Origin of the sequence: Streptomyces fildesensis, assembly GCF_016107395.1 — a bacterium.
Lineage (GTDB): Bacteria > Actinomycetota > Actinomycetes > Streptomycetales > Streptomycetaceae > Actinacidiphila > Actinacidiphila fildesensis.
In genome coordinates, this window is sequence record NZ_JAAIKO010000001.1 from 447256 (window position 1) to 465511 (window position 18256).

At 70.6% G+C, this 18256-nt stretch carries 16 protein-coding genes; 5 read left to right on the forward strand and 11 right to left on the reverse strand.

Annotated elements, in window-relative coordinates:
* Window positions 1-16 precede the first annotated feature (16 nt).
* The 10 genes from C6N31_RS01935 to C6N31_RS01980 all read right to left on the reverse strand — a co-directional run bounded on the left by C6N31_RS01935 (window position 17) and on the right by C6N31_RS01980 (window position 12475).
* On the reverse strand, window positions 17-844 hold the full coding sequence (locus C6N31_RS01935) for a sortase (RefSeq protein ID WP_138352196.1): 828 nt from the start codon (window positions 842-844) through the stop codon (window positions 17-19).
* A 352-nt stretch (window positions 845-1196) separates the two neighbouring features.
* On the reverse strand, window positions 1197-2342 hold the full coding sequence (locus C6N31_RS01940; protein WP_198357043.1) for an Ig-like domain repeat protein: 1146 nt from the start codon (window positions 2340-2342) through the stop codon (window positions 1197-1199).
* A 103-nt stretch (window positions 2343-2445) separates the two neighbouring features.
* Window positions 2446-3423 carry a substrate-binding domain-containing protein gene (locus tag C6N31_RS01945; RefSeq protein WP_198357044.1) on the reverse strand — a complete coding sequence of 326 codons (978 nt, stop codon included), beginning with the start codon at window positions 3421-3423 and terminating at the stop codon, window positions 2446-2448.
* Between the two features lie 248 nt (window positions 3424-3671).
* On the reverse strand, window positions 3672-6128 hold the full coding sequence (locus C6N31_RS01950; protein ID WP_198357045.1) for a hypothetical protein: 2457 nt from the start codon (window positions 6126-6128) through the stop codon (window positions 3672-3674).
* Window positions 6125-7885 (reverse strand): phosphate ABC transporter substrate-binding protein PstS, encoded by a 1761-nt coding sequence (gene pstS, locus C6N31_RS01955; protein WP_269289463.1) that lies wholly within the window; start codon window positions 7883-7885, stop codon window positions 6125-6127. Before pstS ends, C6N31_RS01950 begins: the two co-directional genes overlap by 4 nt.
* Window positions 7882-9165: a phosphate ABC transporter permease PstA gene (pstA, locus tag C6N31_RS01960; protein ID WP_198357046.1), complete on the reverse strand. Its 1284-nt coding sequence runs from the start codon at window positions 9163-9165 to the stop codon at window positions 7882-7884. The genes pstS and pstA overlap by 4 nt, the downstream gene beginning before the upstream one ends.
* Before the next feature lie 10 nt (window positions 9166-9175).
* A complete protein-coding gene (gene pstC / locus C6N31_RS01965) occupies window positions 9176-10198 on the reverse strand; it encodes a phosphate ABC transporter permease subunit PstC (RefSeq protein WP_138352199.1) in 1023 nt (340 codons plus the stop codon).
* Between the two features lie 92 nt (window positions 10199-10290).
* The gene (locus tag C6N31_RS01970; RefSeq protein WP_138352200.1) at window positions 10291-10701 is read right to left on the reverse strand and encodes a DUF1508 domain-containing protein; all 411 of its coding nucleotides are present in this window, start codon (window positions 10699-10701) and stop codon (window positions 10291-10293) included.
* A gap of 176 nt (window positions 10702-10877) precedes the next feature.
* Window positions 10878-11429, reverse strand: coding sequence for an NUDIX hydrolase (locus tag C6N31_RS01975; protein ID WP_307811155.1), 552 nt, complete (start codon window positions 11427-11429; stop codon window positions 10878-10880).
* Complete coding sequence (locus C6N31_RS01980; RefSeq protein WP_232484666.1) at window positions 11426-12475, reverse strand: ATP-binding protein; 1050 nt, start codon at window positions 12473-12475, stop codon at window positions 11426-11428. The genes C6N31_RS01975 and C6N31_RS01980 overlap by 4 nt, the downstream gene beginning before the upstream one ends.
* Before the next feature lie 149 nt (window positions 12476-12624).
* Here C6N31_RS01980 and C6N31_RS01985 point away from each other — a divergent pair, with 149 nt between their 5' ends.
* Entirely contained in the window at window positions 12625-13167 is a 543-nt protein-coding gene (locus C6N31_RS01985) for a GntR family transcriptional regulator (RefSeq protein WP_164294925.1), read from the forward strand.
* Window positions 13168-13170: 3 nt separating this feature from the next.
* Window positions 13171-13941, forward strand: a complete 771-nt coding sequence (locus tag C6N31_RS01990; protein WP_138352202.1) for a GntR family transcriptional regulator — start codon at window positions 13171-13173, stop codon at window positions 13939-13941.
* A gap of 25 nt (window positions 13942-13966) precedes the next feature.
* Here C6N31_RS01990 and C6N31_RS01995 read toward each other — a convergent pair whose 3' ends face one another.
* Window positions 13967-14608 carry a PH domain-containing protein gene (locus C6N31_RS01995; protein WP_198357047.1) on the reverse strand — a complete coding sequence of 214 codons (642 nt, stop codon included), beginning with the start codon at window positions 14606-14608 and terminating at the stop codon, window positions 13967-13969.
* A gap of 339 nt (window positions 14609-14947) precedes the next feature.
* Between C6N31_RS01995 and deoC the strand changes: the two genes are divergently transcribed.
* The 3 genes from deoC to C6N31_RS02010 are packed head-to-tail and all read left to right on the forward strand — an operon-like array spanning window position 14948 to window position 18256.
* Window positions 14948-15940 (forward strand): deoxyribose-phosphate aldolase, encoded by a 993-nt coding sequence (gene deoC / locus C6N31_RS02000; RefSeq protein WP_187145318.1) that lies wholly within the window; start codon window positions 14948-14950, stop codon window positions 15938-15940.
* A 5-nt stretch (window positions 15941-15945) separates the two neighbouring features.
* Window positions 15946-17376, forward strand: coding sequence for an aldehyde dehydrogenase family protein (locus tag C6N31_RS02005; RefSeq protein WP_138352204.1), 1431 nt, complete (start codon window positions 15946-15948; stop codon window positions 17374-17376).
* The gene (locus C6N31_RS02010) at window positions 17369-18256 is read left to right on the forward strand and encodes an aldehyde dehydrogenase family protein (protein ID WP_198357048.1); all 888 of its coding nucleotides are present in this window, start codon (window positions 17369-17371) and stop codon (window positions 18254-18256) included. The genes C6N31_RS02005 and C6N31_RS02010 overlap by 8 nt, the downstream gene beginning before the upstream one ends.

Below are 18256 nucleotides of genomic sequence, written 5' to 3' on the forward strand. Positions count from 1 at the left end.
GTGCAGATCTCCGTTCTCAGAGCAGATTGGGAAGCAGACAGGTCGCGGCCCCGGACGCGGCGACCCCGAGCGCGGTGAGCACCGGAACGGCGGTGATCCAGGTCTGCCACCGCCCCCAGCGTCGATGCGTCCACACGGTGAGCAGCGCGGCCGCCAGCAGCGCCTGCGACCACAGATAGACCGACATCCAGGCACCGCTCTCGGTCCCGAGCGGCTTCTCGGCGGCATCGATCCACCCCGCCCGGCGCGGCCGGGGCGGACTCGGCTGTGTCTCCGACACCAGATCCGCATCCACCCGAACGACCCCCGACGGCGTATAGGCCCAGCCGGTCGCGGTGACCAACGTCAGCCGCCCCTTGTTCGTACCGAGAACCGCGGGCAGCGGATCGCCGTCCCTGCGGATCCCCGTGACCCGGTACTCAGCGGTGGACTGACCGGTCGTCACCTTGATCACAGCGCCCACCGGCAGCCGGGCAACATCGTTGAACGGCCCCCCGTACCCCCACGCCCGCCCCAAGATCTGACTGGTGCCCGCCTGCCCGGGAAACGGCGTATCCCGCCGGTGCCCCGGCCCGGACCGCAGCACACCCGACGTGGTCCCCTCGAAGACCACCTGCTTCAGCCCGAGCGCCGGAATCCGCAACAACGCCATGGGCGCGCCCGCTTCCAACGGTTTACCGTCGAACGTCGTCTGTCCCACCGGCGCGGTACCCATGGCGAGTTCGGCGCGCAGATCGTCGTACGCGGTGCGCTGGTCGCGCGCATGCTGCAGATGTCCCACGATCGTCAGGTTCGCGGCGAAGCCGAGCAGCAACGCCGCAAGAACACACAGCGCGGCACCCACCAGCGCGATACCGGGCGCGGGAGCCGGCCGTTCGGCAACGGGCTCGGGGGACCGGATGGCGGGCGGGGCGGGTGGGGCGAGCACGGTCACGGGGATGCGCTCCAAGTCGTTGAGAGAGGACCTGAGGGGCGGCCCTGAACGGCCACCGACGGAGACCGGCGGCTTGAACGGAAGGGGGACGGGTCCGCAGGGGTGGGGTTTCGAAATGCTGCCGAGCTATTTGCGGGCCGCCAGGCCCGTAAATAGTCGATTTCGAAGCCCCGCCCCGGAGGGCCCGGCCCCCGGCCCACCACCGGTCAGCGGCCGGCGGCCGGCGGTCAGCGGCCGGCGGCCGGCGGCCGGCGGCCGGCGGTCAGCGATGCCGCGGCGCACCGAACGTCAACAACCCACTCCGCCGCGCATGCCGCACGAACACGACACCCGCCACAGCCAGCACACCCGCGGCCACCCCCAACGGCAGCGCCGCCCCGGCACCGGTATGCGCAAGGCTCCCGTTGCCACCCGTCGACCCGCCGCCGGAACTCCCGCCCGTACCGCCATCACCGGACGTACCGCCGGCGCCCGACGTCGTGTCCCCCGTCGTCGCCGACGCACTGGGCGAACCCGTATCCGTCGCCGTAGGCGATCCCGTGTCGCTGGGCGACGGAACCCCGGTGTCCGTAGGGGTCGGAGACCCCGTATCCGTCGGTGACGGCGACTGCGTCGCCGCCGTGACCGTGTACGTCACCACCGCCGACGTCGACGCCACGAACGCCGCCGGATCCGCCGGCGTGAACCGCGCCGTCAGGTCATGCGCCCCAGCAACGAGCGCGGACGTCTTCACCGTGGCCTGCCCGGAGACCACGTCCGCCTCCCCCAACGCCGTCGCTCCGTCGAAGAACGCGAGCTTGCCGACGGCCCCCGCCGGGTCGACGGCGCCCGTCAGCGTCACCTCGGCGCCCGCGGCGGCGGTGCCCGCCGGGCTCGCCGTCAGGGTGGTGGCGGTGGGCACGGCCTGGGACTTCACCGTCCAGGTGTCACCGGTGCTGGTGATGGTGGTGGAGAAGGCGGCGGGCGCCGCGTCCCCGGTGCCGTTCCAGCACGTGACGCGCAGCTCGTGGTCCCCGTCGGCGACCGGCGCGCCGATGACGTCCGCCAGCGTTCCGCCGATCGCGTCGTAGGTGAGGGTGAACGGCCCGGTGTCGAACCCACCGGACTCCCGGGCGCCGGGGATGGTCACGGCGGAGCCGTCCGGCATGACGAACTGGAGGGCCGCCGACGCGCCGAAGCCCGCCGGGCAGCCCGCGGACGTGCGCAGGGACGTCAGGAACGGGTCGGCGGTGAGGTCACCGCCGGCGGGCGTCGGCGCGAACGTCCCGGCGCTAGCAGCGGACCCGCTCGCAGCGGCTCCGGCGTGCGCCGGCGCGGCCGCGCCGAACAGGGCGGCCGCGGCCGCGAGGAGGACCGCCGCCAGGGCGAACAAGACGGCCGGGACTTTCCGTGGTGCGATGACGATCATGGTGGCGATCCCCCCAAGGGATGTACCGCGGTCAGGACGGAAGCCGGGCGCCTGAGAGGCGCCCGGCCGTTGAACGAGGTGTCAGATCAGCTCCGGCACAAGGTCACTTCTCGCCCTTGACCGTGGTCGAGCCGCACGACGCGCCCAGCGAGCCGAAGCCGTAGTTCTGGATGACGGTGGTCTGGGCGCAGACCTTCGACGTCGTGCCGACGAAGGTGGAGGAGATGAGCGCGTCGGTCAGCTTCGCGGTCGGGACGACGTTGTAGACGTCGCGCACGATCGGGAAGGAGGTGTTCAGGACACCGCCGGTGGTCGGAGCCACGCCGTTGACGTTGCGCAGCACGGACGAACCACGACGGTTCGGCACGTTCGGCAGGCTCTTGCCCTGCGCGATGTACTGGGCGATCGAGTACGGCATGATCTGGCTGTTGTTGGTAAGGGCCAGGCCGTTGTTCTCCTGGATCGTGCCGTTGACGCACGAGCCGATCGTGGCGTCGGTCAGGCCGAGGGTGTTCAGCCAGAACTTCCGCGTGCCGGAACCGGTCTGCGGCAGCAGCGGCTGGATCGTCACGCCGTTGAGCGACGTCAGCGTGCACTTGTAGATATCGGTCAGCTGGGTCTTGGTGAGGTTCGTCGGCAGTGCGCTGAAGGAGCGCGTGGCGTAGGTGACGCCGTCCTTCGCGAACGGGATGAAGGTCAGGTCCGTGGTGCTGGTGTCCGACGGGCCGCTCGACGAGCGCGCGAAGTCGAGGCAGCCGGTGCTGTTGTCCACGGCGTTGTTCAGGGCGGCGATACCGGCCCCGGAACCGTCGGGGCGGGCAAGGGTGTCACAGCCCACCGCACGCGTCTTGATGGGGGACGTTCCGGTCGCGTCGTAAGAGGCGATGATCTTGCCGCTCGCGTTCGTGACGACGTCGCCGAGACCGTTCACCACGTCCTGGGTGGTGTCGGAACCGACCCCGGCGAGCTGCCGGTACTCGCCGGCCGGCGGGTTGGCCGCGGCGGGGATGGCCATGGCGGCGAGGCTGATGGCGGCAGTCGCGGTGATGAAGCCGATACGAGCGCGGGACTTGACGTTCACTTCTGTTCTCCTCCGAATAAACGGATACCGAATGGACGTGCAAGCAAAATCCGGACTTTCGTGCTGCCGACCCGTCGGCCGGCCACCGCAAACAATTCCCGAATTACGTTGCGGTGGCCACCAATTGGGGCGGATGAAAAGGTTACGGGAGGGTTTCCAAGGCACCCCTTAGGAGATTCGCCACAGCGAATGCGACTGCTGGTATCCCCTTCAGGCACCACGAATCCCCCGGCATGCAACGGCCCTCCTCAGGACCGCCGGCGCCACACCCCCCACTGGAGCATCGCCGGGCCGGCCAGCGCCGAGCCGCCGCCCGCGACGAGGACCGCCAGCAGCACCCAGCGGATGGCGCCGAGCACCGCGCCCGGCGTGGAGCCGGTGGCGCGGACGACGTTCTGCTTCTGCGGATCGATGTGCTGGGCGGGGTTCACGGGCGGGGTGGCGGACGCCGGTGGCCCGCCGGACGTGCCGGCGGTGCCGCCGCCGGGACCGCCGGTCGTCGCGCCGCCGCCGGTGCCGGACGAGGTCCCGACCGTGCCGCCCGCGGATCCCGCGCCGGCCGTGGCGCCGCCGTCCGCCCCCGGCGGGTCCGTCGCCTTCTCCAGGGTGGTGGCGGCGGCGAGCGCCTGGGTGCGCAGCGACTGCGGCATGGGCGCGTAGCCGGGCGGCAGCTGGCCCGCCGACACGCCGGGCGTCTGGCCCGGCCCCGCCGCGTACCGCATGAGCCGGCTGTACGCCGCGCGGTCCGCCGCGGGCCGGCCGGTCGAGGCGGCGGCGTACGTGACGGTGGTCAGCGGGTACGCCCCGCCCCTGGCGCTCGCGGGGTCGGGGGTCAGCACCCCGGGGACGGCCGACGGCCGCATCGTGCCGACGCCCTTGGCGAGCGCGTCGTTCGTCGGCTTCACGAACGTGCCGTCGGCGGTGCGCAGCGCGGCGGTCCGCAGTCCGTACCGGGCCGCGGAGGCGGAGTCGACGAGGGCGATGACGGCCCGGTCGCCGGGCTTGGAGGCCTGGCTGACCAGCTTCGCCTTGTGGGCGTTGCTGTCGAGCTCGGCGACGATCGTCCGCCCGGTGTTGCCGCGCCGGGTGCGCTGGGCGCTGTCGTGCATGTCCTGGGTGTACGGGTCCAGGTCGGTGATCCCGTACTGGAGCGGGTCGTTCGGGGGTACGGAGAGCGCGGGCGACAGCGTCGGGTCGGACTTGGGGAAGTCGGTCAGGCCGGTGTCCTTGTCCAGGGTCAGGCTGCCGAAGTACGGATTGATCTTCGCGCCCCAGGGATCCGGCTTCCCGGCGAGGAAGTCCCTGGCCTCCGGGTCCGACCGCAGCCACTGCCAGACCAGGCGCGCGGTGTCGGTCTCGTCCAGCGGCACCAGCAGGGAAAGCGGCCGGGCCGCGTCGACCGCCCAGTTCTTGTACTGCGGATTGAGGGCGATGAATTCCGGGTCGTTGCGCAGGGACGCCGGATTCTTCGCCACATGTGCGGGCGGCTGCGCCAATTGCCAGCCCGGCACGTCACGGATATAGGAATGCGTGAGCATTTTCGCGACGAGCCGTGGCGTCAGTCTCATTTCCTGCAGTTCGCCGGAGCCCGGTGTCTCGATGTAGAACCCGAGGGTGAGGCCGGAGACCGCGACCGGCGCGTGCACGACGGGTGGCCCGCCTTCCGCGGCCTCCACCGGGTCGAGGGTGAAGGCCAGACCGGGGGCGGCGGCGGCCGCCGCCGTCACCTGGCGGCGGGCGTAGGGCTCGCCGCTCTGGCTGAACCCGAAGGTCGTACCGGTGCTCTGGCAGAGCGTGGGCTGCCAGGACGTGAGGGCGTCCGTCACCATCTCCGAACCGATGGTGCGGGACTCGGGCTGGCCGATCGGGCAGTAGGAGCCGGTGGCCAGGAAGTCCAGCCGGAAGACGAGCCGTTGTTCCCAGCTGGTGGTGGACAGCCCGGACGCGTCGACCTTGTCCCCGGCGGTCGCCGTCGTACCGTCCGTGTCGTGCGCCCCGCGCGGCACGACGACCAGCCAGCAGTGCCGCGGGCCGGCGGCCGTGGCGTCGCCGCAGCCGAGATGGGGCGCCTGGACGACGGTCTGCGCCTCGAAGACCGACTCCCCGGTGCCGTCGGCCCCGACGCGTACGAACGGCTGCTCGTTGGTGTCGATGGGCCCGAAGTAGGTGAAGTCCGTGGACGACTTGGTCGGCTTTCCCTTGACCGGGCGGAACGGCACGAAGGGGTTGTCGAAGGGGTGCGCCGGGTCCAGGACGTACGTCTTCTCGCCTGGGTCGACCTGGTCGGGCAGCGCCCGCTGGCCGGCCCACCGGCCGCCGGTGCCGCCGATGCCCGAGGCACCGAACTCGCAGTTCTCCCGGTCGGGCCCGTTCCGGCCGTCCCCCCAGCACTGCATGATCTGCAGATAGTTGGAGGTGAACTCGGTGTCGGTGGTCGGTGCCCCGCCGGTCCAGGTCACCCGGACGCCCTGCGCCCGCAGCTTCTTCGTCTGGTGGACGGTGACCTTCAGAGCGGAGAAGTCGTCGTAGCGGCCCTTGCTGCCGGAGAGCGTGACGGCCGACTCCTCGCCGTCGGCGGCGCTGGCCTGGGACGTGGTGACGGGCAGTGGCAGCAGGGCGATGACGAGGGCCGCGAGGAGAGCGGCGAACCCGAGGATCTGCCGGCCCGGACGCCTGCTCGCGCGCTTGCTGTTGAGCCTGTTCATGCGTCCGCTCCCTTGCCTGGGGTGCGGGCGGTGCGGCCGCTGCGGCCGCTGCGCGCGCCCAGTGCGCGGGCGGCGATCGGCGGGCCGACGACCACACCGAGCAGCAGGATCGCGGAGAGCGCCATCAGCGTGGTGCGCAGCGCGCCCTGCCCGTCGGCGGCGAGCGAGACGGGGTTGCCCGCCACGGTCGCGTCGCCGCCACCGCCGCTGTCGGCCGGCAGCTGCTCCCCGGTGTCCGGGTCGATGGCCGTGGCGCCAGTGGTGCCGGTCGTCGCGCCCGCCGTCGTGGCGCCGGCGGTGGTCCCGCCCGCCGCGGTGCCGCCGGACGTGCCGGCAGTCGTCCCGCCGGTGGTTCCGGACGAACTGCCGGACGAACTGCCGGACGAGCTGCCGCCGTTGGCGCCGGACTTCACCGGCGTCTGCTGGTTCCTGGCACCCGCCGTGCCCGTCGAGCACTGCGTCGTCCCGCGCTTGTCGCAGGGCTGCGGGTACGGGGCGTTCTTGGCGAGGGTGTTGGAGCCGTCGGAGGAGAAGGTGGGGTTGCGGCAACCCTTGATGTCGACGTTCTTGGCCTCGACGCCGGGGATCCGGCGGACCTGCGAGAGCCCGGCCTGCACCAGGTTGATGGGCAGCGGCGAGTAGCCGAGCTGGTCGGCCTGCTGCTGCCCCTCGCAGAGGAAGTAGTAGGCGAAGGCCCCGAGCGTTCTGCCCTTGTCCTCGGTGAACGGCGCCTCGTTCGTGGTCGGGACGATCATGTAGCTGTAGCTGGACAGCGGGTAGGCCCGGCGGTCACCGGAGCGGTAGACGTTGTCGAGGATCTGCGTCAGATAGTCCGTGGAGTTCTTGTCGTCGTTGATCCGGGCGGACATCAGGCCCACAGCGACGCTGGAGGCCGTCGGCTCGACGTAGTAGCCGCTGCTGTTGAGCAGCTTGGCGACGGGAAAGCCGGTCTTGATCGCGTACGAGTACTCGACGTACGTGATCGCGCCCTCCGCCTGGGGCTGCCGGACGTAGCCGGAGACGCCGAGCGAGCCGGACTGGGCGGTGAACCCGGAGCCGGGGATGACCGGGTAGTACGACGTCAGGCCGCAGGGCGTCGGCTTGCCGGCGCGGCGGCAGTAGTCGTTCCACAGGCCGCTCTGCTCCTTGGCCATCCAGGTGCTGAACTGCGCGGTGGTGCCGGAACCGTCGGAGCGGACGACGGGGATGACCCGGCGGGCCGGGAGCGTCAGGCCGGGGTTGTCGGCCGCGACCTCGGGTGCGTTCCACATGGTGATCTTCCCCGTGAAGATCTTGGTGAGCACCGCGCCGGACAGCCGCAGGTTGGTGACCCGCTTGCCGCCGATCTTGAGGTTGTACATGAACGAGGTGCCGCCCGCCACGATCGGCATATAGGCGTAGCCGCGCTTCGGCGGCGCCTCCTTCACGCCGAACTCGGTCAGCCCGTACGGGATTTCCGAGACGCCGAAGTCCGAGACCCCGTTCTTGAACTGCTCGCGCCCGACGGACGATCCGACCGCCGCGTAGTTCACCGTCATCCCGTACTGGGTGACGTTGCGGCGCCACTGGTCCAGCGCGTTGGAGCTCCAGGTGGACCCCGCCCCGCTGATCTTGGTGTACGAGTCGGCGTGCGCGGCGGGTGCCGCGGGCAGCTCGACGGCGAGCAGCACGCAGAGGAGCGCGAGGAGCGCGGCGACGGCGCGGGCGGCGCGGATGCGGCGGGCATCAGCGGGCGGTAGTACGGGTGCGGGTATCACGAAGCACTCCTGGTCGGGGCGGATGCACGGGAGCCGGAGTCGAGCTGTTCCTCGGCGCGGGCGGCGAACCGTGCGGCGAACCGGGCCGCGTCGCGGCGCGAGGCCAGCACACGGCGGTGTTCCTGGCGGCGGGTCAGCCGGCCTGGGCCGCGCCCGCCGATCACCCGGGCGGCGACGAACAGCAGCAGGACGAGCGCCATCAGCACGGCGGCCGTGCCGAATCCGCGGGCGATCATCGTCGGCTCGGGCGACTTGATGAACTCGAACGTGGCCAGTGGCAGCGAGACCTGCGGCCCCGACAGCGGATCGGTGTTGGTGACGGCGGTGAATCCGGCGGTGAGCAGCACCGGCGAGGTCTCCCCGATGCCGCGCGCGGTGCCGAGGATCACGGACGTGGTGAGCCCGGACCTGGCGGTGGGCAGCACCACGTGCCACACCGTCCGCCAGCGCGAGGTGCCGAGGGCGTACGCGGCCTCGCGCAACGGGCCGGGCACCAGCCGGATGACGACGTCGGCGGCGCGGATGATGATCGGCAGCATCATCACGGAGAGCGCGAGGGCGGCGGCCAGTCCTGAGCGGTCGAGACCGAGGGTGAGGATCGCGGTGGCGTAGATGAACAGGCCCGCGACGATCGACGGCAGGGCCGTCATGGCCTCCACGATGGTCCGCACGAAGCGCGCGAACCGGCCCGGCACCTCGTTGAGGAACACCGCGCACAGCAGCCCGGTCGGAACGGTGACCACCAGCGCGATCCCGATCTGCTCCAGCGTGCCGGTGATCGCGTGCAGGATCCCGCCCGCCGCCAGCGGGTCGAGGGGCCCGGCCGACGCCATGTCCTGCGTGTAGAAGTTCAGGTGCGGCAGCGCCTTGCGGCCCTCCCACAGGGTGTAGACGACGACGAAGGCGAGCGCGGCGAGCATCAGCAGGCCCAGGCTCTGGGCGAGGACGGCCGCCACCCGGTCGCGGACGGCGGGACCGTCCTCGTCGAAGGAGACCAGCAGCGCGTACAGCCCGAGGAAGAGCCCGTACGCCACGAGCGTGAAGCCGAGCCCGCCGCTGAACGGCAGCAGCCGGGTGAAGAGCAGCGCGGTGATGCTCAGCGAGGCCGCCGCGGCGCCCAGCACCGCGTACACATCGGTGGCACGCAGCAGCGCGAGCCGGCGGCGCGGCTCGCGGGGGCTCCCGGCGTCGGGTGACGTCGACTTCGAGGGAAGAGTGGTGCGCGGGGAGTTCTGGGCGCTCATGGCGTTGTCTCCGCGCGGCGGGGCGACGAGGGTCATCGGGCCTTCCTCAGGAGTCGCTGGCCGCGCCGGACCGGCTGCGGGCGACGATCGACGATGCGGCGAAGTTGACGACGAGGGTCATCAGGAAGAGCGCGAGGCCCGCGGCCATCAGCGCGGACATGCCGAACTCGCTGGCCTCGCCGTACCGCAGGGCGATCAGCGAGGAGACGGAGCTGGAGCCGTTCTGCAGGATGTGTGGCTGGACCGCGAAGACCGGCGAGATGATCAGGTACACGCCGATGGTCTCGCCGAGCGCGCGGCCCAGGCCCAGCATCGTGCCGCCGATCATGCCGCCCTTGCCGAACGGCAGCACGACGCTGCGGATCATGCCCCAGCGCGTCGCACCGAGCGCGTAGGCGCCCTCCCGCTCACCGACCGGCGCCTGCGAGAAGACCTCCCGCATCACCGAGCAGGCGATCGGCGCGACCATCAGCGCGACGACGATGCCCGCGACGAAGGTGGAGGAGGTGTAGACGGTGGCGGTCGCGAGCGGGTCCGACGGGTCGGCGCCGTCGACCTTGAACAGCGGGAACCAGCCGAAGTACCGGGCGATCCAGCGCGCCGTGCCCAGCACGTGCCCCTGGAGGAAGAACAGCCCCCACAGCCCGTAGACCACCGAGGGCACGGCGGCCATCAGGTCGACCAGACTGATCAGCGTCTGGCGCAGCCGGGGCGGCGAGTACTCGCAGATGTAGAGCGCCGTACCGATGGCGAGCGGTACGGCGAAGCAGATCGCGACGAGGGCGATGAGCACCGTGCCGGTGAGGACGGCCGCGATGCCGAAGTTCCCGGCGTCGGGCTCCCACGCCTCCGTGGTGAGGAACGAGAAGCCGGCTTTCGACAGCGCCTGCCACGCCCGGTAGAGCAGAAACCCGCCGACCAGCAGCATCACCGCCAGCACGAACCCCCCACCGCCCCGGGCCACCGCGCGGAAGACACGGTCGGGCAGCCCGGGATCCGCGTGCAGCCGCCTCGGTACGTCCTCGGCGGCGGCTGCCGCGGGTGGTCGGTCATGCGTTCGTGTCGTCACATGGCTGACGTTCACGGGGTGCGGTGGACGCGTGCGCAAGGCGATGTGAACGAGGGGCCCCGTAGAGGCAACTTCGTTTCACATGGCGTCAGTTACCGCACATCGGCTCCTTCGGAGAGACCGTTGTCCACCTGTTCGGTCCCGGCGGCACCCATCTCGGCAAGCAGCGCGCGGAAGCGGTCGTAGGCGGTCTGGCAGGTCGAGTGCCGCTCGTAGGCCCGCGACGAGACGGCGACCGTCTGCCCGTCCGCACCGCGCAGCCGCCACACCCAGCCGTTGCTGTCGGCGGCGTGCTGCACTCCCCCGGGCAGCCCCTCCGACCCGGCACACAACCGCCCGAACGCCCGCAGGCACTCCCCGTAGTCCGGGTAAGCGGTTGCGCCGACCGCTACCGTCCGCCCGTTCTGGGCGGTGAGCCGCCAGGAGTGAAATCCCTCGTCATCGATGTCTATCCGACAGCGCGCACCGACCCCGGCCGCGCCCCCCGTGTCCCCTGCTGCCATCCCCCACCCCTGCTGGCCGTCTCAAGGAAGGCTGCATATGCGGCAGACATGCAGCACACGCAATGTAATGAGACTGCGCAGACAAAGGGCGTACTCACAGGAGCACCACAGCATGCCTTCACCACGAAGTTGCCCCTCGTTCACCCCACCCGAGCAAGCGCTCTCCGCCCTCCGGTTCAGCGGATCCCGGAGCGGACCCGCTGACGAAGTCGCTCATCGGCAAGGGTCGGCGCGTCACGCCAAGCGAAGTCGGTCACCTCTTCGGCCTGCAGTTCCCTCACATCGGCCGCGGTGCGGAAGAGGAACCGGAAGTCGATGTGCCGGTGGCCGGGTTCGCCCTTGGCGGCGTTGGCCGGGATCGGATGAGTATCGATGTGAACGGGCCGGTCGCCGACCGAGGTGACCGATTCCATGGCGATACCCGTTTCCTCGGTGAGCTCCCGCAGGGCCGCGTCATGCAGCGTGGTGTCCTGCGGTTCGAGGTGGCCGCCGGGCAGCAGCCACGTGTCCAGAGCCAGATGGTGAATGTGCAGGACCTCGCCCTCCCGGTTGACGAGAACCGCGCCGGCCGTGGCATGCCCGCGGAACTCCTGACGGCTGCTGAGGTCGGCCCCGTCGTCAAGCAGCCCGAGCACGACGGACAGCGCGTCCTTCTCCTCAGGGTGCGCGTCCAGGTACGCGTCAACGGTGGCACGGATGTGTTCGGACGTGATGGCCAAGTCGATCACCTGTTGAAGTAGTTGAGCCAGATCGCCGCGATGGCGGCGCGGTCGGTCGCGCTGACCTCGTGCATACCGGATTCGAGATCACCGCGGGTGAGCATCCTGATGGCCGCCAGGATCTCGGCCTGCACCAGGAAGATGAAAGGCCCCACGCTGGCGCCGTGCAGAAAGTTGACGGCGTTGCCGCCGTTGGCCAGATAGAAGTAGTGGCCCGTGGTCCGGTAGCGGGTCACGTGCTCGCTCACCGTCGCTCGGGTGTAGACGTCCGGCAGTCCGAGCAGTTCCAGTTCATCCTCACTGCTCGTCACGGTGGCGACGTACGCTCCATTGCGCAAATGCGGGAAGTCCTCCCCGCGTAACGAGATCGCGCCCGTGGCGCAGAGCACCAGCCCTGCCCCGTTCAGCGCGCTCTCCCGGTCCCGGGCGACGGTGAAGCCCTGAGAAAGCGCCTGCGTCCGGCGGACGGGGTCGATGTCGAAGACGGTCACATGGACGCCCTTGGCGTGCAGCAGCCGGGCAATGCTCGATCCGAGCTTGCCGAACCCGATCACGAGGGCCGGGCGCCCGTGCAGGATGTCGCCCCGCCCGCGCATGTCGGGCCGGGCGTCGGTGCTGGCGCCCGCTCCGGATTCGGACGCGGACTCGGCCCTGAATCGCGACCAGACCACCTTGCCGATCGGTTCGCGGTCCTCGACGCCCCAACCGTCGGAGAGCTCATCGACGATCAGCAGGCCGCGCCCGGAGATGTCCGTAGAGCCGGACCGCCGAATGCGCGGCACGGTCCTACTGCTGTCGTGGACCTCGATTCGGACCCACCCACCGGCGGCGGCCACCTTCACGAGAAATCCGCGGCCGGGGGCGGCGGCGTGGGTGAGGGCGTTGGAGGCGAGCTCGGAGACGCAGAGCCGTACGTCATCGGCTCGTCCTGACAGGCCCCAGGCCGCCAGAGTTGTGGTCGCGAAGTCGCGGGCTATGGCGATCGATGCCGGTACGGCGTCGAAGAATCGTTGCGCGGCCCCCGACGGGACGGGCTCGGAATGCATTGGGTCCATCGATCCCCCTGCAGCAGTGCCTCGCAAGGGTGTTGCGAAGCTCACAGCAAACCTTAAGGCGAATCGACTTAAGGTTGCAAGGTGTCAGCAACTCCGCCTCCACGGCTCCTGGCGATACGTTGGAGGTCCGCCGATGGAAGGAACGGCCCTTGACGAACGAGGAATGGGAGAGCGAATCGACGCGGTACCTGACTCCCCGTGGGCAGGGCCGGTCGGACGCGTGGACGGAGGAGGCCGCGGAGAACAACCGTCGCGGCGGACAGCGACTTCTCGCTGCGGGGATGGTCGTGCCTCCGCTTGAAGTCGCCCGGGCCCTACGCCTCCCGGAGGGCGAGCAGGTGGTCGTACGACGACGCCTGATCCTGCTTGATGGCCTGCCCGTGGAGCTCGCGGACTCGTACTACCCGGCCCGCATCGCGGCCGGCACCGAGCTCGCCGAGCAGAGGAAGGTGCCCGGAGGAGCAGTCACGCTGCTCGCCCGGCTCGGCCATGTGGCGGGGCACGTCGAGGAATCGGTCACCGCACGTATGCCCACCGAAGTGGAACGGGAAGCCCTTCAACTCGGCGAACAGGACCCGGTGATCCTCCTGTCGCGGCTTATCCTCTCCGGTGACGATCAACCGATGGAGGCCTGCGTGATGACCATGACCGCAAGCGATCGCGTGCTGCGCTACCGGCTCCGGCTCGGCTGACGCATGCCCCACTGGAACGACACCCGGCCCGCCCATCAGCAGATCGCTGCGGAACTGCGTGACCGGATCATGGCGCGCCGATTGGAGCCGGGCAGCAAGCTGCCTTCCACACAACAGCTCATGAACGAGTTCGGCGTGGTCGGCACCACCGTCCAGAAGGCGCTCCAGATCCTGAAGGGCGAGGGCTTCGCCGTCGGGCATCCCGGAAAAGGGGTCTTCATCCGCGAGCAGCCGAACCACACCATTGTTCCGGCCTCGTACATCCCGCCGCCGGAGAGCGGCGCGCCGGATCGCTGGATGGAGCAGGCGGCAGCCCGTTCGCGGACCGGAGCGACCCGGATCCTCGATGTCGCGGAGGTTACGGCCCCGCATGATGTCGCGGAGGCGCTCGGACTGGCGGACGGCGGGACCGCCGTACTCCGGTCCCGGCTCATGCTGCTCGACGACGAGCCGGCGGAGCTCGTGCGCTCCTACTACCCGGTCGAACTGGCCCGGGGCACTCGTCTCACCGACCGCCGACGCATCCGCGGTGGATCACCGACGCTCCTCGCCGAGCTGGGCCATCCGCCCCGGGAGTTCGTCGACCGGGTCTCCGCGCGTCCGCCGACGTCCGAGGAATTCACCGTGCTGGAGCTGCCCGCCGAGGTGTGCGTGCTGCGCACCTTCCGGGTGGTCCACTCCGATGGTGGCCGCCCTATCGAGGCTTCCGTGATGGTGAAGGCAGGCCACCTGTACGAACTCGAATACCGCCTGCCCGTGATGCCCGTGATCTGACGCCGGCCGTCGGAGCGGCCGGGGGTCAGCCGATGACGAGGAGGACGGCCAGGACGATGGCGCCGGTGATGATCGGGGCGATGACCTCGTAGGCCCAGCGGACGCTGACCTCGCCCTGGGCGCCGGGCTTGGCGGCGTTGGTCTCGGCGAGCTCGCGGAGTTCGTCGACGGCCTGGTCGGACCAGGCGCGGGGCGGGATCTCCGGGGCGTTGAGGGCGGAGGACTGGCGGGCCGTCGCGGTGGCGGCGCGGGCGGTCTGGCGGGCGACGCGCTTGCGGGCGCGCAGCGAGACCGGGATCGCCCAGAGCTGGAAGCGCTGGCCGCCGGCGACGACCTCGGTGGAGTAGCCGGCCCGCAGGTGTTCCACGGCCGACCACGGCACGGTGATCGTCCGGAAGGGATTGCGGATGCGGAGCCGTTCCTCGCCCGCGAAGACGGCGGGCCGGATCGTGAAGGCCGCCAGCAGGGGCAGGGCCGCCAGGAGCCCGGCGAGGGTCAGCCACGGGGTGCGTCCCGAGCCGCGGAGCACCGCGTCGGCGCCGAGCCACAGGGAGAGCGCGATCAGCAGCGTGCCGGTGACGATGCCGGCCACCGACCGGTAGGCGCGGTCGTCGTACTTCGGCCGGTCGGGCTGCGGGGTCGGCGTGGGGTCGTCGGAACTCGTCATAAGGCCCGATTCTGCCTGACGGGTGCCGCGCGGCCGGTCGCGCACAGGTTGCGGTACGGCATCGGGACAGATCGGTACGGCGTCGGCATGGATCGAGAAAACAGCGCGGTAGCAGGAAGCGGTGGTAGGAAAAGGGGCCGGCCATCCCCCCTGTGGCCTTGCGGCGCGGGCCCTGTGCGCCCACCCGGCCCCACGGCCGCCACGGCAGCCGACACCGCAGCGCACACAGCCCCGGAGGCACCCGCCCGCCCCGCCGCGAACACGCCCGGGTGTGGCGAACGAATCAGGGGGGTGGTGGTGACAGGTCGCTACGCGCGTAGATATGCTCATGTGGTGACCATGCCCACTGTTCCCGCTTTCGGCCCAGAAGCCGCGGCCCGGCTGGCGACGATGGCGGACGTGACCGCCTCGGACACCGCACTCCGCCGCTTCCTCCACGGACTGCCCGGTGTCGATGCCGTCGGCCTCGAAGCCCGCGCCGCCACGCTCGGCACCCGTTCGATCAAGACGACGGCGAAGTCCTACGCCATCGACCTGGCGATCTCCATGATCGATCTGACCACGCTCGAAGGCGCGGACACCCCCGGCAAGGTCCGGGCGCTGTGCGCCAAGGGCATCCATCCGGATCCCACCGACCGCACGGCCCCCAAGGTCGCCGCGATCTGTGTCTACCCCGACATGGTGAAGACCGCGAAGGAGGCGCTGCGCGGATCCGGCATCAACGTCGCCTCCGTCGCCACCGCCTTCCCGGCCGGCCGCACCGCGCTGCCGGTGAAGCTCGCCGACACCGCCGACGCGGTGGCCGCGGGCGCGGACGAGATCGACATGGTCATCGACCGTGGTGCGTTCCTCACCGGCCGCTACCTGCAGGTCTTCGAGGAGATCAGGGCCGTCAAGACGGCCTGCCAAAGGCCGGACGGCAGCGCCGCCCACCTCAAGGTGATCTTCGAGAACGGCGAGCTGGCGACGTACGACAACATCCGCCGCTGCTCCTGGCTCGCGATGCTCGCCGGCGCCGACTTCATCAAGACCTCGACGGGCAAGGTCGCGGTCAACGCGACCCCGCCGAACACGCTGCTGATGCTGGAGGCCGTCCGCGACTTCCGCGACGCGGTGGGTGTACAAGTGGGAGTGAAGCCGGCCGGCGGCATCCGCACCACGAAGGACGCCATCAAGTACCTGGTGATGGTCAACGAGACGCTCGGCGAGGAGTGGCTGTCCCCGCACTGGTTCCGATTCGGTGCATCCAGCCTGCTCAACGATCTGTTGATGCAGCGCCAGAAGCTCAGCACCGGGCGATACTCCGGTCCCGACTACGTGACGGTGGACTGACCGACATGGCATTTGAATACGCACCCGCACCCGAGTCCCGCGCGGTCGTCGACATCGCGCCGTCGTACGGGCTCTTCATCGACGGCCAGTTCTCCGAGGCCGCCGACGGCAAGGTCTTCAAGACCGTTTCGCCCTCCTCGGAGGAGGTCCTCTCCGAGGTCGCCCAGGCCGGGGCCGAGGACGTCGACCGGGCGGTGAAGGCCGCCCGCAAGGCGTTCGAGAAGTGGTCCGCGCTGCCCGGCGCCGAGCGCGCCAAGTACCTGTTCCGGATCGCCCGCATCGTGCAGGAGCGCTCCCGCGAGCTGGCCGTGCTGGAGTCGCTGGACAACGGCAAGCCGATCCGCGAGACCCGCGACACCGACCTGCCGCTGGTCGCCGCGCACTTCTTCTACTACGCGGGCTGGGCCGACAAGCTCGGCCACGCCGGCTACGGCGCCGACCCGCGCCCGCTGGGCGTGGCCGGCCAGGTCATCCCGTGGAACTTCCCGCTGCTGATGCTGGCGTGGAAGATCGCCCCGGCGCTCGCCGCGGGCAACACGGTGGTGCTCAAGCCCGCCGAGACGACCCCGCTCAGCGCCCTGTTCTTCGCGGACATCTGCCGCCAGGCCGGGCTGCCCAAGGGCGTCGTCAACATCATCACGGGCGACGGCGCCACCGGCGCGGCGCTCGTGGAGCACCCCGACATCAACAAGGTCGCCTTCACCGGCTCCACCGAGGTCGGCAAGGCCATCGCCCGCTCCATCGCCGGCACGGACAAGAAAATCACGCTGGAGCTGGGTGGCAAGGCCGCCAACATCGTCTTCGACGACGCGCCGGTCGACCAGGCCGTCGAGGGCATCGTCAACGGCATCTTCTTCAACCAGGGGCACGTCTGCTGCGCCGGCTCCCGCCTCCTGGTCCAGGAGTCGGTGGCCGAGGAGGTGCTGGACGCGCTCAAGCGCCGTATGCAGACGCTGCGCGTCGGCGACCCGCTGGACAAGAACACCGACATCGGCGCCATCAACTCCGCCGAGCAGCTGGCCCGCATCACCGAGCTCACCGAGGCCGGCGAGGCCGAGGGCGCCGATCGCTGGGCCCCGGCCTGCGACCTGCCGTCCGCCGGCTACTGGTTCCGCCCGACGCTCTTCACGAACGTCACCCAGGCGCACCGGATCGCCCGCGAGGAGATCTTCGGCCCGGTGCTGTCCGTGCTGACGTTCCGCACCCCGGCTGAAGCCGTCGAGAAGGCGAACAACACGCAGTACGGCCTGTCGGCCGGCATCTGGACGGAGAAGGGCTCGCGCATCCTGTGGATGGCGAACCAGCTCCGCGCGGGCGTCGTCTGGGCCAACACGTTCAACAAGTTCGACCCGACCTCGCCCTTCGGCGGCTACAAGGAATCGGGCTTCGGCCGCGAAGGCGGCCGTCACGGCCTGGAGGCGTACCTCGATGTCTGAGAAGTCTGAAAAGTCCGAGCGGCTCAGCGTTTTCAAGACGTACAAGCTTTACGTCGGGGGCAAGTTCCCCCGCAGCGAGAGCGGGCGGGTGTACGAGGTGACCGACTCCAAGGGCAACTGGCTCGCCAACGCGCCGCTGTCGTCCCGCAAGGACGCGCGGGACGCGGTGGTGGCCGCCCGCAAGGCGTTCGGCGGCTGGTCGGGCGCCACCGCGTACAACCGCGGCCAGGTGCTCTACCGCGTCGCCGAGATGCTGGACGGTCGGCGTGAGCAGTTCGCCGCCGAGGTCGCGGCGGCCGAGGGCATCTCGAAGGCCAAGGCCGCGGCGCAGGTGGACGCGGCCGTCGACCGCTGGATCTGGTACGCGGGCTGGACCGACAAGATCGGCCAGATCGTCGGCTCGGCGAACCCCGTCGCCGGACCGTTCTTCAACCTCTCCACCCCGGAGCCGACCGGCGTGGTGGTCGTCCTCGCCCCCCAGGCGTCGTCGTTCCTCGGCCTGGTCTCGGTGATCGCCCCGGCGATCGCCACCGGCAACACGGTGATCGTCGTGGCGAGCGAGAACTCGCCGCTGCCCGCGCTGGCGCTGGGCGAGGTGCTCGCCACCTCGGACCTGCCCGGTGGCGTCGTCAACATCCTGTCCGGGCGGACGGCGGAGATCTCTCCGTCGCTCGCCTCGCACCAGGACGTCAACGCGATCGACCTGACGGGCGCGGACGCCGGCCTGGCGAAGGATCTGCAGATCGCCGCGGCCGACAACATGAAGCGCGTCCTGCGCCCCCGCGGCGCGAAGGACGGCGACTGGTCCGCCGACCCGGGCCTGGACCGCCTCAAGGCGTTCCTGGAGACGAAGACCGTCTGGCACCCGATCGGCGTCTGA